Below are 13195 nucleotides of genomic sequence, written 5' to 3'. Positions count from 1 at the left end.
ACAGATCGCTAGAGTCGAGGCATGGCAGCTGAAACTACCGAAACGGGAACCGCGCGGGTGGACGCCTGGATCTGGTCGGTCCGCCTGACCAAGACCCGCTCGATCGCGGCGACGGCCTGCCGCGCGGGGCACGTGAAGGTCAACGGGGAACGCGCGAAGCCGGCCCAGTCGGTGAAGGCGGGCGACGAGGTGCGGCTGTTCCATGCGGGGCGCGAGCGTGTCGTCGTGGTCAAGCGGCCGGTGACGAAGCGGGTGGGCGCGCCGGTGGCCGCCGAGTGCTTCATCGACAACAGCCCGCCGGCCCCGACCACCGTCGAGGCCGCCGTCGTGGGCATCCGGGACCGTGGTACGGGCCGCCCGACGAAGCGGGACCGCCGCGAACTCGACCTGCTCCGCGGCCGCTAGGCCGGCCCGTCCCCGCCGCCCCGGCCCCCGCCCTACCCACCGCCCCCGCCCTCCCCGCCGCCCGGCCCGCAGCCGCGGGCCCGGGCGGCCCAGGTACCGGTCGGCCCGGCGTGGCTCGTTGGCCGGGCCGATCCCGTGGGCGCGGGCCCCCTAGCCGTGCCGCGGTCGGCCGGTGGGTCAGGTCTTGCGGTAGGTGTAGGCCTCCGACGCGGCCAGGGCGACGGCGTCCAGGGGCGCGCCCGCCGACGCGGCGACGACCGCCGCCACCGCCCCCTCCACGAACGGCGCGTCCACCAGCCGGGCTCCCGGCGGCAGTTCCTCCTCGGCCAGCAGCGCCTTCACCGTCAGCACCGCGCTGCCCAGGTCCGCGAGCAGCGCGACCCCTGCCCCGCGGTCCACCTCCCGTACGGCCGCCGCGATCCGCTCCGCGCTCGTGCCGAGCCCGCCGTCCGCGGTGCCGCCGGCCGCGGCAACCGGGGCCACCGGTCCCCCGGCGGCCAGGCCCGCCGCCAGCTCCGCCACGGACTCCGCGACCCGGGCGCTGTGCGACACCAGCACGATGCCCACCGTCCCCGCGGTCACCCGGCCACCTCCGCGAGGGCTCCCAGCAGCAGTGCGGCCGAGGTCGCCCCCGGGTCCTGGTGGCCGATGCTCCGCTCGCCGAGGTAGCGGGCCCGGCCCTTGCGGGCCAGCATCGGCACCGTGGCCTGCGCGCCGTCCTGCGCCGCGTCCCCGGCCGCACGGTACGAGGTGCTCAGCGCCGCCACCCCCGGTACCAGCGCGTCCAGCATCGTCTTGTCCCCGGGCGCGGACCCACCCAGCTGCGCCACGGCGCCGACGCCCGCGTACAGCGCATCGCGCAGGGCCTCGTCGGACACCTCGGCGGCCTCCCCGAGCTCCTTCCCGGCCCGTCGCAGCAGCGTCCCGTACAGCGGGCCGGAGGCCCCGCCGACCGTGGAGATCAGGGTCCGGCCTGCCGTCTGGAGCACCGCCCCGGGTGTCCCGGGCTCCTCCGCCTCCAGGACCTGCCGTACGGCGGTGAACCCGCGCAGCAGGTTGGCCCCGTGGTCGGCGTCCCCGATGGGGGAGTCGAGCTCGGTCAGCCGGTCCGCCTCCTGTTCCACCACCGCCGCGGTGGCCGCCATCCAGCGCCGGAAGAAGTCTGCGTCACGCAACCCGGTTCTCCTCGCCTCGACTTGCCGCATACGTCACACCCAACACTCACACCCAACACTCGCACCCAACACGCCACATGCCGGTCCCGGCCACCCCACGGTCAGCGGCCCCAGCGCAGGGCCGCGGTCTGCACGGGCGCGTCCCACAGTCGCAGCAACTCCTCGTCCGCCCGGCACAGCGTGACCGAACACCCCGCCATGTCCAGGGAGGTGACGTAGTTTCCGACCAGGGCCCGCGCCACCGGCACCCCCCGCTCCGCCAGGACCGCGGCCACCTCCGCATGGAACCCGTACAGCTCCAGCAACGGCGTCGCCCCCATCCCGTTGACGAGCGCGAGCACCGGCCCGTCGGCCGGCCCGACCTCCGCCAGCTCCGCCAGGACGGCGTCCACCGCGACCCGCGCGATCTCCCGCGCAGGCATCATCGGCCGCCGCTCGCGGCCCGGCTCGCCGTGGATGCCGATCCCCAACTCCAGCTCCCCGTCCGGGAGCTCGAACGTCGGACTGCCCTTCGCCGGCGTCGTGCACGCGCTGAGCGCCACCCCGAAGCTCCGCGAGGACTCGGCCACCCGCCGGGCGATCGCCGCGACCCGCTCCAGCGGGGCGCCCTCCTCCGCGGCCGCCCCGGCGATCTTCTCGACGAACAGGGTGGCCCCGGTGCCCCGCCGCTCCGCCGGGCTCCCGGTGACGGCGACGTCGTCGTTGACCAGCACCCGCTCGATCCGCAGGCCCTCCTCCTCGGCCAGCTCGGCGGCCATCTCGAAGTTCAGCACGTCCCCGGTGTAGTTCTTGACGACGAACAGCACCCCTTGCCCCGCGTGCACGGCGGAGGCCGCCCGCACCATCTGGTCGGGCACCGGCGAGGTGAACACCTCCCCGGGGCAGGCCGCCGACAGCATCCCGTACCCGACGAAGCCGCCGTGCAGCGGCTCGTGCCCGGAGCCCCCGCCGGACACCAGCCCGACCCGGCCACCCTCGCGCGCGTCACGCCGTACGACGACGCGCCGCTCCACGTCGACGTCCAGCTCGGGATGGGCGGCCGCCATGCCGCGCAGGGCGTCGGCGACGACGGTCTCGGGACTGTTGATCAGCATCCTCATGGCGTCTCCCCGGTATAGGAGTGGCGGAGCAGGTCGGACCGGAGGCGAGCCTATGCGCCCGGAGCGCACCTCGTCACCGACCGGGCGCGGAGGGTGACGCACCCGACGCACCCTTCCGGCCCGCGCGTGCGTCAATCGAGCGCATGTTCGAGTGGCGCGCTACGCTGGACCCATGCGCGCGATCCAGGGCCTGCCCCCGCTCCAGGGCTCCCTCTTCGACCAGGGGGACGAGATCCGCCTGGGCCGGCTCGGGCGCCTGGAGCGCACCCCGCTCGGGGCCGGGGCGTGGGTCGACCACCTGCCCGGCTGGCTCTCCGGCGCCGACACCCTCTTCGAGCGGCTCGCCGCGGGCGTGCCCTGGCGGGCCGAGCGCCGGCAGATGTACGAGCGCGAGGTGGACGTGCCGCGCCTGCTCGCGTTCTACGACGAGGGCGAGGCCCTCCCGGACCCGGTGCTCGCCGAGGCGCGTGACGTCCTCACCCGGCACTACGCCGCCGAGCTCGGCGAGCCCTTCACCACCGCCGGGCTGTGCCTCTACCGCGACGGCCGGGACAGCGTCGCCTGGCACGGCGACCGCATCGGGCGCTCCGCCACGCAGGACACCATGGTCGCGATCGTCTCCGTCGGCGACCCGCGCGATCTGGCCTTCCGTCCGCGCGGCGGCGGCCCCATCCTCCTGCGGCTGCCGCTCGGGCACGGCGACCTCGTCGTGATGGGCGGCTCCTGTCAGCGGACGATGGAGCACGCGGTGCCCAAGTCCACCCGCGCCGTGGGGCCCCGCATCAGCATCCAGTACCGCCCACGGGGCGTGCGCTGAGAAAGCCGGCCCGGGGCCGGCACCAGCAGGGCGGCGGGGGCGGCCGGGACGTCGAGATCGTCACGGGGCGTGCGGACGCCACGCCCGGCGGCTCAGGCCTCCTTGGTCCCGGCCGGGCCGCCGGCCCGCACCGCGGACGCCGCCGCCTGCAAAGAGCGCAGGGCGAGCAGCAGCACGCCGATGTCGTCCAGATATACGGGGTCCGGGACCAGGTCCACCGGTGAGACGGTGTAGACGACGGCGAGCCAGAACAGTGCCTTGTCGCGCAGCGGAACACCCGCGTCGAGCAGCAGGCGCCGCGTCTTGAAGACCCGTACGAGCAGCACGGCGGCCGCGGCTGCCAGAGCGAGGGCGAGCACCGCGGCGATCGTCAGCCAGACCGAAGCGTCCATGACCCCTCTATACCCCTTCCTCCCGGTCCTGTCCCGTCGTCGGGGGCGTCAGTCCTGTGCGCGCAGGCGACTGCCGACTTCGCCCAGGCCGTCGGCGATCGCGTCCAGCTGTTCGGGGGTGAGGACGTCGATGAGTGCCTCCCGGACCGCGGCCACATGACCGGGGGCGGCGTCCTCCAGGCGGGCCATGCCCGCCTCCGTGAGGACGGCGAAGATGCCGCGCACGTCGGACGGGCAGCTGCGGCGCCGGACCAGTCCGGCCTTCTCCAGCTGGGTGACCTGGTAGGTCAGCCCGCTCTTCGAATTGATCAGGCCATTGGCGAGTTCCGTCATCCGCAGCTCCCGGTCCGGGGCCGCGGAGAGTCGCACGAGGATCTCGTACTGCGGGTGCGAGAGCCCGGAGTCGTCCTTCAGCTGCTGGTCGAGATGCCGGTTCACCAGGGCTGACGCGGCCAGGAAGGCCCTCCATGCGCGCATCTCGCGATCGTCCAGCCATCTCGTTTCAGCCATGTCTCCAGCGTACACGGGTTGTTCCAATTTGAATCAATGGTTTAGTGTCGGTCACGTTCGAATTTGAACTACTCCCTCTCCGCCGAGGGCAGCCCGACCGGAAGGATCCCCCCATGACCAGCCCCTCCGTCACCGCGACGAAGCCGGCGGCCGCCGCGCCGGCCGGCGCCGCCCCGGCCCTCTCCACCCCCGCCCACGACACCGGCCTCCTGCTCCTGCGCATCGTCCTCGGGCTCACCATGGCCGCGCACGGCAGCCAGAAGCTCTTCGGCTGGTTCGGCGGCGGTGGTATCAGCGGCACCGGCAAGTTCTTCACGGCCAGCGGCTACCCGGCCGGCGAGGCCATGGCCGTCGTCGCCGGCCTGACCGAAACCCTCGGCGGGCTCGGCCTCGTCGTCGGCCTGCTCACCCCGCTGGCCGGCGCCGCGGTCGTCGGCACCATGATCAACGCGATCGCCGTGCACGGCACCGGCTCGTTCTTCGCCCCCAAGGGCATCGAGTACGAGCTCCTCCTGACGGTCGGCGCCGCCGCCCTCACCCTCACCGGCCCCGGCCGGTACGCCGCCGACCGCATGCTGCCCGTGCTGCGCGGCCACCGCCTGGCGCACGGCGCCCTCGCCCTCGTCCTCGGCGTCGTCCTCGCGGTCGTGACGCTCCTCATCCGCACGTGACGCCCTCGCCCCCGTGCCCGGGGCCGACTCCCGCCCGCCGCGCGCCGTTGCAGGCCGCGGTGGCGGGCGGCCCCACACGCCCTGCACGTCCGGGTGTCGACGTGCGGGGGCGCGGGGTCGTCCTTCACGAGGCACGCAGGACCGGCCCGGCGGCCCCGGCCGGCGGCCGCGGGCCCGGCGGCCCCGGCTTGATGGTCGGCCCGCAGCAGCAGGCGGGCGGCCCTCCGCCACCGCGCTGATTGGCCCCGCACATCCGGGGGAAAAGCGCACAAATGATGCAACGCATTGAGGACTACGCCATCATCGGCGACCTGATGACCTGTGGGCTCGTCGGCCGCGACGGGTCCGTCGACTGGTTGTGCCTGCCGCGCTTCGACTCCGCCGCCTGCTTCGCCGCCCTCCTCGGCGACCGGGAGAACGGCCACTGGCGCATCGCCCCGGCCGACGCCGCCGAGGACGAGCAGTGCACCCGGCGCGCCTACGCCGACGGCACCCTCGTCCTGGAGAGCCACTGGGACACCCGCGACGGTGGCTCCGTCAAGGTCATCGACTTCATGCCGCAGCGCGACGCCGCCCCCGACCTGATGCGGATCGTCGAGGGAGTCTCCGGCCAGGTCACCATGGGCAGCACCCTGCGCCTGCGTTTCGACTACGGGCACGTCGTCCCCTGGGTCCGCCGCTCCGGCGGCGTCGAGCGCGTCGCCGTCGCCGGACCCGACTCCGCGTGGTTCCGCAGCGAGCCGCCCGTACCCACCTGGGGCCAGGCCAAGAGCACTCGCTCCGAGTTCACCGTCGGCCCCGGCGAACGCGTCGCCTTCGTCCTCACCTGGCACCCCTCGCACCACGCGCGCCCCGAGCGCGTCGACCCGTACGAGGCCCTGCAGCAGACCCTCGCCGACTGGCGGGAGTGGTCCGACCAATGCCGCTACGAAGGTCCCCACCGGGAGGCCGTGACCCGCTCCCTGGTCACCCTCAAAGCCCTCACCTACGCCCCCACCGGGGGCATCGCCGCAGCCGCCACCACCTCCCTGCCGGAGCAGATCGGCGGCATCCGCAACTGGGACTACCGCTTCTGCTGGCTGCGCGACGCGACCCTCACCCTCGGTTCCCTGCTCGCCACCGGCTTCCTCGACGAGGCCCGTGCATGGCGGGAGTGGCTGCTGCGCGCCATCGCCGGCGACCCCGCCGACCTGCAGATCATGTACGGGATCGGCGGCGAGCGGCGGATCCCCGAGGCCGAACTGCCCTGGCTGCGCGGCTACGCCGGCTCCGCCCCCGTCCGGGTCGGCAACGCGGCCGTCGACCAGCTCCAGCTCGACGTGTACGGGGAGGTCCTCGACAGCCTGTACCTGGCCCGCTCGGCCGGCCTGCCCGCCGAGCGGCACGGCTGGCAGATCCAGCTCGCGCTCCTCGACTTCCTGGAGCAGAACTGGCACCGGCCGGACGAGGGGCTGTGGGAGGTGCGCGGCCCCCGCCGACACTTCGTCCACTCCAAGGTGATGGCGTGGGTCGCCGCCGACCGGGCCGTACGCACCCTGGAGGGCGACCCCACGCAGCAGGGCGACGTGGAACGCTTCCGGGCCATGCGGGACGCCGTCCACGCCGACGTGTGCGAAAAGGGCTACGACCCCGACCGCAACACGTTCACCCAGTACTACGGCTCCCGCGAACTGGACGCGGCCACCCTCCTCATCCCCAGGGTCGGCTTCCTGCCGCCCGACGACCCGCGCGTGATCGGCACCGTCGACGCGGTCCGCGCCGAACTCGGCAGCAGCGGCATGGTCCGCCGCTACAGCACCGAGGGCCCTTCCGTGGACGGGCTGCCGGGCGCCGAAGGGGCCTTCCTGGCCTGCTCGTTCTGGCTCGCCGACGCCCTGCACATGACCGGCCGAGAGAAAGAGGCCCGGGAGCTGTTCGAACGACTGCTGGCCGTCCGCAACGACGTCGGACTGCTCGCCGAGGAGTACGACCCCGCCGCCGGGCGCCAGCTCGGCAACTTCCCGCAGGCCTTCAGCCACATCGGCCTGGTGAACACCGCCCTCACCCTGGGCCCCGACGGCGGACACCCGGCACGCCCCCGGTGAGGCGACCGGGGCGGGGCAGCTCCGGCCGCCAGCCGTGCCGAAACGCCCTGCCGAGCGTCTTGCCGAGCGCGGTGCCGAGGGTCCTGCCGAGCGTCTTGCCGAGCGCCGTGCCGAGCGTCCTGGCGAAACGCCGTGCCGAGCGCGGTGCCGAGCGTCCTGCCGAAACGCCGTGCCGAGCGCCGCGCTGTCGCGGCACGCCACGGTCAACCCGACGCCGCCCCGTTCGCCGCCGTACGGGCGGCCAGCAGCAGGGCGATGTCGTCCGGCCGTTCGACGCTGCCCCCCGCCTCGGCCACCAGCCGGTCCGCCGTCTCCGCCAGCGGGGACGGCCGGGCCGCCGCCAGTGCCACCCGCAGCCGGTCCACCCCGGCGTCGAAGTCCGTTCCCGGCTTCTCCACCAGCCCGTCCGTGTACAGGGCGAACACCGCCCCCTCCTCCAGCTGCAGCTGCGCCACCGGGTACACCGCGTCGGCATCCACCCCCAGCACCACCCCGCCCGGCAGGTCCAGCACCTCCGTCCGCCCTCCGGGATGGCGCAGCAGCGGCTGCGGATGCCCCGCCCGCACCGCCAGCGCACTGCCCGAGTCCGGGTCGAGGGCCACGTAGCAGCAGCTTGCGAACTGCCCGGGGTCCAGGTCGATCAGCAGCCGGTTGGTGCCGGCCATCACCTCCTGCGGGGCGTTCCCGCTGAGCGCGAACGCCCGTACCGCGCTGCGCAGCTGGCCCATCGTGGCCGCGGCCGCCACCCCGTGCCCCTGTACGTCCCCGATGACCAGGGCCAGCAGGCCCGCGCCCGCCTCGATCACGTCGTACCAGTCGCCGCCCACGTCCATGCCGACCGTGCCCGGTAGGTAGCGGCCCACCGTCACCACGTTCTCCCGCACCGGCAGCCGGTGCGGGAGCAGCGCCGACTGCAGCCCCCGCGCCAGCGCCGTCTCCGAGTCGTACCGCTGGGCCCGCTCCAGGGCCTGGGCGATCAGCCCGGCCAGCGCCGTCAGCACCGTACGCTCCTCCGGGCTGAACCCGCGCGGCGCGTCGAAGCCGAGGATGCACGAGCCCACCGGCCGGCCCGAGGCGATCAGCGGTAGGAACGCGCGCGCCCCGACGTGCGCGTCCAGCGGGATCCCCGGGTACGCGGCCGCCAGGCGCTCCATCGACTCGAAGAACATCGGCCGGCCCGTGGTCAGGGTCTCCACGCCCGGCAGCGGGACGTCGAGCCCCACCCCGTCGAACCGGTCGAGGAAGCCCTGGGGGAAGCCCGTCTCCCACGCCAAGTAGAGGTGCCGCTCGCTGAGCAGGTAGATCGCCAGCTGGCGGCCGCCGAAGGCGGGCAGCAGCTCCTGCGTCACCACCGCCGACACCTGCCGGGCCGTCACCGCCTCCGTCAGCGCGATCGCCAGCGCCACCGGCCGGTACAGCGCCGGGGCGGCCCGGTCGGCGGCGGTACCCAGCCCCGCGCCCGGCCGGACGGCCGGCTCGGGCGCGGACGCGGGCTGCTCGGCCGTGCCGATCACCACGGTCACCCCGTCGTCGGTGGGGTACAGGTCCACCGACACCCACTCGTCGGACGCCTGCCGGCCGCGCAGGGCCGCGAAACGCACCGGGTCCCCGGACATGAACACCGCCCGGAAGTGGTCCTCGTACGCGGGACGCCCGAGCCACGGCACCGCCTCCCACAGCACCCGCCCGCGCAGCTCCGGCCCGCCCAGGCCGAGCCGGCCGGCGGCCGCGTTGGCGTGGCGGATCCTGCCCCCGCGGTCCACGGACACCACCGCCTGCGGGAGCCGGTCCAGGGCCTCCCGGGCCCCGTGCGCCCGCCCGGGCGCGGGAACCAGCACCGGGTCGCCGCACCAGGAGACCGGCTCCCCGGCCGCCTCCAGCTCCGCGAGCTCCGCGGCCAGCCCGTCCGCGACGGCCTGCAGCCGCTTCCCCTCGGCGGACCCCACGCCGGTCCCCGGCGTCGCGGGCCGCAGCACGAACAGCACCCCGAACCGCTCCGGGCCGGCGCCCACCGGCTCGTACAGTGATCCGAACGGGAACGGCAGCCCGGCCATCAGCTGCGGGAACCGCCGCATGGCCGACTCCGCGTCCGGCAGGTGGACCGACCGGCCGCTGCGGTAGGCCTCGGCGACCGGGAACGGGCGGTTGACGTGCATCCGCCACCACGGCCGGTACAGCGGCCCCGGCAGCCCCGTCAGCACGGCCAGCAACAGGAGCCCCGTGGTCCCCGACCGCAGGTAGACCCCGCCCGCGAACCCGCCGACGGCCTGCACCGCCTCGCCCGCCGCCCGTACCAGCACCCGGGCCGTGGCGTCGCGGGCGGGGCCGCTGTCGGGTCTCGCCGTCACACAGTCAGCATGCCCCCGGCACGCGCGGAGCTGCATCCCGGCGCCGGCCCGCGCCGGCGGCGGCCCGGACGGACGTCAGCGCGCTGCCCCCGCGCCCGCCCCGCCCCGGGCCCGGCCGCCCCCGGTAGCCCTGTTCGTCCTGCCTGAGAGCGGCCTCGTCGGCTTCGTCGGCCTCGTCGGCCTCGTCGGCTTCGTTGGCTTCGTTGGTTTCGTTGGCTTCGTTGGCCTCGTCACCACCCAGGCCTGGCCGCTCGCCGTCGCGCTGGGGCTGGAGATCGCGCCCGGCGCGCCCCGCCTCCCCGCCCGGTCCGGCGCCTCCTCGCCCCCGTCCGGCGAGCCCGCGCAGCCCGGACGCCGTACGCACTGATCCGAACGCCGACCCGTCCGGGGGAGAGGCCCGCGTCCGCGGCGCCGCCCGCCGCGCCCCGGGGCACGATACGCACGCGTCCCACCCCGCCCCGGAAGGCAGACCATGCGGTTCCAGTACGACACCATCGGCGAACGCTTCGTGGAGTCCAAGACCACGGCGGCGTTCTCGGCGGCCGACACCCACACCCTGCTCGGGGCGCTCGACGCGCTCGGCGGGGTCCACGGACTCGACACCCTGGACCTGGCCTGCGGCTACGGGCACAACACCCGACTGCTGGCCCGCGGCGGAGCCCGCCGCACCGTCGGCGTCGACATCTCCGCGGAAATGATCCGCCTGGCCCGCACCCACGACACCGCCGCCATCGAGTACGTCGTCGCCGACGCCGCAGAACTGCCGCAGATGGGCCCCTTCGACCTGGCGACGGCCGTGCACCTGTTCAACCACGCCCCCGACCGGCACTCCCTGCACGCCATGTTCCGCTCCATCCGCGCCAACCTGCGCGAAGGCGGCCGCCTGCTGGCCATCGTCCTCAACGCCGGCGCGTACCCGCACGTCGACTGGTCGCCGTACGGCGTCCGGATCACCGGGCGCGTACCGGAGGGCGACGCACCCCTGCTGAAGGCGCAGCTCCTCACCGAGCCCGCCATCGACTTCGAGTACCGCGAATGGGCCCACTCCGACTTCGCCGAAGCGGCCGTCGAGGCAGGCTTCAGCACCGTCGCCTGGCAGCCCAACCGCACCCCGCCCGCGGACGCGGCACGTGACGAGGCCTACTGGACCGGATACCGCGCCTGGCCCATCAGCTCCCTGATGACCTGCACGGCCTGACCCGTGACGCCCCGTGAGCGCCGACGGTCACTCCTCCGTGGACGCAGCCCTGATCAGCTCCACGATCCGGTCCCGGGCGGCCCGCCCCTCCGGCACCGGAAGCAGCGGGTACGCGTGCGGGAGCCCCGGCTCCTCGTGGAACTCCACCTCCGCGCCCGCCTCGCGCGCCCTGCGCAACAGCTCGCGGCTGTCCGGGCTCAGGACGTCCCGGGTGCCCGTGAACACCGTCATCGGGGCGAGCCCCGCGAACGAGCCGTGCAGCGGGCTCACCCGCGGGTCGTCCGCAGCCAGGGTGCCCGCGTACAGCCGGCCCGCCTCCCGCAGCCCCGGCCGGGCCAGCACCGGATCGTCGGCCTCCAGGGCCGCCTGGTCCGGGTGGCTCATGGTCAGGTCCAGCCAGGGCGAGATCAGTACGATCCGGGACGGCTGGGCCCCCGTACGGTCGCGCAGCCGCTGCGCGGCGGCCAGCGCCAGCCCGGCCCCGGCAGAATCCCCGATGAGTACCGTGCCGCCGTCGCCCCCGCCCTCGATCAGGCCGCTGAGCAGGTCCGCAGCCACCGGAACCGTCCGGTCCGCGGTGCCCCGCGGCGCGAGTATGTACGCCGGCACGACCACCCGGGCCTGCGCCTGCATCACCAGCGTCCGGATCATCGCCCAGTGCGGCCGGACCAGCTCGTGGATGTAGCCGCCACCGTGCACGTACAGCACCCGGGCGGCCGGCTCCGCCCCGCGCGGCGACACGTCGTACACCGGCCACGCCCCCACGAAGGTGCGCGACACCTCCGCGACCCGGCCCAGCGACCGCGGCGGCAGGTGCGACGCCGGCCGGCGGGCCGACTCGGCCACCCGTGCGTGCACCGCCTCCGCGCTCGCGAACCGTCTTCGCCGCCCCGCCGCGATCAGCGCGACCGACAGCGCCCTGCTGCGCAGACTCGGCACGCTCGGCACCTCCCCATTCCCTTCCCCGACTGACGGCCCATGCCCAGGCCACAGCCCTGTACGGAAGGAGCATAGGCTGGAAGCCCGGCTCGTGAAGCTGTGCTGTCGACCCGCTTAAGAAATCCTCGATGGACCGATCACCGCCCGGTCGGCAGATTGGTCCCATCAACTCGCCGCACCGGTCACTGTGGTTGCGGTGTCCTCTGCACATGCCTGGAGCCACACCATGAAGGCACTCGTCAAGCACAAAGCCGAACCGGGGCTGTGGCTGATGGACGTACCGGAGCCGGACCACGGCCCCGGCGACGTGCTGATCAAGGTGCTGCGCACCGGCATCTGCGGCACCGACCTGCACATCCGCTCCTGGGACGGCTGGGCGCAGGGCGCCGTCAAGACCCCGCTCGTCCTCGGCCACGAGTTCGTGGGCGAGGTCGCCGCGGTCGGCGCCGACGTCGACGACATCGAGGTCGGCGCGCTCGTCAGCGGCGAGGGCCACCTCGTCTGCGGCAAGTGCCGCAACTGCCTCGCCGGCCGCCGCCACCTGTGCCGCAGCACCGTCGGCCTCGGCGTCGGGCGTGACGGCGCCTTCGCCGAGTACGTGGTCCTGCCCGCGCAGAACGTGTGGGTGCACCGCACCACCGTGGACCTGGACGTCGCGGCGATCTTCGACCCGTTCGGCAACGCCGTCCACACCGCCCTGTCCTTCCCCCTGGTCGGCGAGGACGTCCTGATCACGGGCGCGGGCCCGATCGGCATCATGGCGGCGGCCGTCGCCCGGCACGCCGGCGCGCGCAACGTCGTCATCACCGACGTCAGCCCGGAGCGCCTGGAGATCGCCCGCAAGGCGGGCGCCACCATCGCGCTGAACGTCTCGAACGCGACGATCGCCGACGCGCAGGCCCAGCTGGGGCTGCGCGAGGGCTTCGACGTCGGCCTGGAGATGTCCGGCCGCCCCGAGGCGATGCGTGACATGATCGACAACATGACGCACGGCGGCAAGATCGCCATGCTCGGCCTGCCCGCGCAGGAGTTCCCGGTCGACTGGGCGAAGATCGTCACCTCGATGATCACGATCAAGGGCATCTACGGCCGCGAGATGTTCGAGACCTGGTACGCGATGACGGTGCTGCTGGAAGGCGGGCTCGACCTCAGCCCGGTCATCACCGGCCGCTACTCGCACCGCGACTTCGAGGCCGCGTTCGACGAGGCGGCCACGGCCCGCAGCGGCAAGATCATCCTGGACTGGACGGCGTAACCGGCCGGGCCGGACGGGTGACCGGGCATTCGGTCGGACGGGCGAGTGGACTCGGGTGAATCCGTGGTCCGTGGCGGCCTCGGGTCCCGGTCCGGGAACCCGGTCCTGGTTTCGGGTCCGGTCCTGGTTTCGGGTCCGGTCCTGGTTTCGGGTCCGGTCTTGGTTTCGGGTCCGGTCCTGGTTTCGGTCCCGGTCCTGGTTTCGGTCCCGTTACCCCGTAGTCCCTTCTTCGTAGACCATTTCCTCCGGCCGGGCCCCGCCCACCCTCCCCCTCCGCGGGGCCCGGCCCCCTTTCTTCGTC

13 protein-coding genes are annotated in these 13195 nt (G+C 74.4%); 6 read left to right on the top strand and 7 right to left on the bottom strand.

The window, feature by feature from the left end:
* Positions 1–21 precede the first annotated feature (21 nt).
* Positions 22–405, top strand: a complete 384-nt coding sequence (locus tag ACFVGY_RS03315) for an RNA-binding S4 domain-containing protein (RefSeq protein ID WP_385670185.1) — start codon at positions 22–24, stop codon at positions 403–405.
* Positions 406–582: 177 nt separating this feature from the next.
* On the opposite strand, the gene ACFVGY_RS03310 is transcribed toward ACFVGY_RS03315, so the two are convergent.
* The 3 genes from ACFVGY_RS03310 to dhaK all read right to left on the bottom strand — a co-directional run bounded on the left by ACFVGY_RS03310 (position 583) and on the right by dhaK (position 2680).
* Positions 583–987, bottom strand: coding sequence for a PTS-dependent dihydroxyacetone kinase phosphotransferase subunit DhaM (locus ACFVGY_RS03310; protein WP_385670182.1), 405 nt, complete (start codon positions 985–987; stop codon positions 583–585).
* Positions 984–1580 carry a dihydroxyacetone kinase subunit DhaL gene (dhaL, locus tag ACFVGY_RS03305; protein WP_385670179.1) on the bottom strand — a complete coding sequence of 199 codons (597 nt, stop codon included), beginning with the start codon at positions 1578–1580 and terminating at the stop codon, positions 984–986. Before dhaL ends, ACFVGY_RS03310 begins: the two co-directional genes overlap by 4 nt.
* Before the next feature lie 101 nt (positions 1581–1681).
* A complete protein-coding gene (dhaK, locus tag ACFVGY_RS03300) occupies positions 1682–2680 on the bottom strand; it encodes a dihydroxyacetone kinase subunit DhaK (RefSeq protein ID WP_385670176.1) in 999 nt (332 codons plus the stop codon).
* Positions 2681–2852: 172 nt separating this feature from the next.
* Between dhaK and ACFVGY_RS03295 the strand changes: the two genes are divergently transcribed.
* A complete protein-coding gene (locus ACFVGY_RS03295; RefSeq protein ID WP_385670173.1) occupies positions 2853–3497 on the top strand; it encodes an alpha-ketoglutarate-dependent dioxygenase AlkB in 645 nt (214 codons plus the stop codon).
* Positions 3498–3589: 92 nt separating this feature from the next.
* On the opposite strand, the gene ACFVGY_RS03290 is transcribed toward ACFVGY_RS03295, so the two are convergent.
* Together ACFVGY_RS03290 and ACFVGY_RS03285 are read right to left on the bottom strand one after the other, a co-directional pair.
* Positions 3590–3889, bottom strand: a complete 300-nt coding sequence (locus tag ACFVGY_RS03290; protein ID WP_385670170.1) for a YkvA family protein — start codon at positions 3887–3889, stop codon at positions 3590–3592.
* A 48-nt stretch (positions 3890–3937) separates the two neighbouring features.
* Complete coding sequence (locus ACFVGY_RS03285) at positions 3938–4399, bottom strand: MarR family winged helix-turn-helix transcriptional regulator (RefSeq protein WP_385670167.1); 462 nt, start codon at positions 4397–4399, stop codon at positions 3938–3940.
* Between the two features lie 113 nt (positions 4400–4512).
* On the opposite strand from ACFVGY_RS03285, the gene ACFVGY_RS03280 reads away from it, so the two are divergent.
* Positions 4513–5070: a DoxX family protein gene (locus ACFVGY_RS03280; protein ID WP_385670164.1), complete on the top strand. Its 558-nt coding sequence runs from the start codon at positions 4513–4515 to the stop codon at positions 5068–5070.
* A 272-nt stretch (positions 5071–5342) separates the two neighbouring features.
* Positions 5343–7154, top strand: coding sequence for a glycoside hydrolase family 15 protein (locus tag ACFVGY_RS03275; protein WP_385670162.1), 1812 nt, complete (start codon positions 5343–5345; stop codon positions 7152–7154).
* Positions 7155–7357: 203 nt separating this feature from the next.
* On the opposite strand, the gene ACFVGY_RS03270 is transcribed toward ACFVGY_RS03275, so the two are convergent.
* Positions 7358–9538, bottom strand: a complete 2181-nt coding sequence (locus ACFVGY_RS03270; RefSeq protein ID WP_385670159.1) for a SpoIIE family protein phosphatase — start codon at positions 9536–9538, stop codon at positions 7358–7360.
* A 436-nt stretch (positions 9539–9974) separates the two neighbouring features.
* Here ACFVGY_RS03270 and ACFVGY_RS03265 point away from each other — a divergent pair, with 436 nt between their 5' ends.
* Positions 9975–10700, top strand: coding sequence for a class I SAM-dependent methyltransferase (locus ACFVGY_RS03265; protein WP_385670156.1), 726 nt, complete (start codon positions 9975–9977; stop codon positions 10698–10700).
* Positions 10701–10727: 27 nt separating this feature from the next.
* Here the strand turns inward: ACFVGY_RS03265 and ACFVGY_RS03260 are convergent, their stop codons facing one another.
* The gene (locus tag ACFVGY_RS03260; RefSeq protein ID WP_385670153.1) at positions 10728–11639 is read right to left on the bottom strand and encodes an alpha/beta hydrolase fold domain-containing protein; all 912 of its coding nucleotides are present in this window, start codon (positions 11637–11639) and stop codon (positions 10728–10730) included.
* A 226-nt stretch (positions 11640–11865) separates the two neighbouring features.
* On the opposite strand from ACFVGY_RS03260, the gene tdh reads away from it, so the two are divergent.
* Positions 11866–12894 (top strand): L-threonine 3-dehydrogenase, encoded by a 1029-nt coding sequence (gene tdh / locus ACFVGY_RS03255; RefSeq protein ID WP_385670860.1) that lies wholly within the window; start codon positions 11866–11868, stop codon positions 12892–12894.
* Positions 12895–13195: the final 301 nt, after the last annotated feature.

Origin of the sequence: Streptomyces sp. NPDC127106 (assembly GCF_042677605.1) — a bacterium.
Classification (GTDB): domain Bacteria; phylum Actinomycetota; class Actinomycetes; order Streptomycetales; family Streptomycetaceae; genus Streptomyces.
The sequence above is the reverse complement of the archived record's forward strand: the minus strand, read 5'-3'. Positions and strand labels throughout refer to the sequence as shown.

Coding starts and splice junctions, on each gene's coding strand:
- tdh (WP_385670860.1), top strand. CDS start 11,866: ATGAAGGCACTCGTCAAGCACAAAGCCGAACCGGGGCTGTGGCTGATG.
- ACFVGY_RS03265 (WP_385670156.1), top strand. CDS start 9,975: ATGCGGTTCCAGTACGACACCATCGGCGAACGCTTCGTGGAGTCCAAG.
- ACFVGY_RS03290 (WP_385670170.1), bottom strand. CDS start 3,889: ATGGACGCTTCGGTCTGGCTGACGATCGCCGCGGTGCTCGCCCTCGCT.
- dhaK (WP_385670176.1), bottom strand. CDS start 2,680: ATGAGGATGCTGATCAACAGTCCCGAGACCGTCGTCGCCGACGCCCTG.
- ACFVGY_RS03295 (WP_385670173.1), top strand. CDS start 2,853: ATGCGCGCGATCCAGGGCCTGCCCCCGCTCCAGGGCTCCCTCTTCGAC.
- ACFVGY_RS03270 (WP_385670159.1), bottom strand. CDS start 9,538: ATGCAGCTCCGCGCGTGCCGGGGGCATGCTGACTGTGTGACGGCGAGA.
- ACFVGY_RS03285 (WP_385670167.1), bottom strand. CDS start 4,399: ATGGCTGAAACGAGATGGCTGGACGATCGCGAGATGCGCGCATGGAGG.
- ACFVGY_RS03280 (WP_385670164.1), top strand. CDS start 4,513: ATGACCAGCCCCTCCGTCACCGCGACGAAGCCGGCGGCCGCCGCGCCG.
- ACFVGY_RS03275 (WP_385670162.1), top strand. CDS start 5,343: ATGATGCAACGCATTGAGGACTACGCCATCATCGGCGACCTGATGACC.
- ACFVGY_RS03315 (WP_385670185.1), top strand. CDS start 22: ATGGCAGCTGAAACTACCGAAACGGGAACCGCGCGGGTGGACGCCTGG.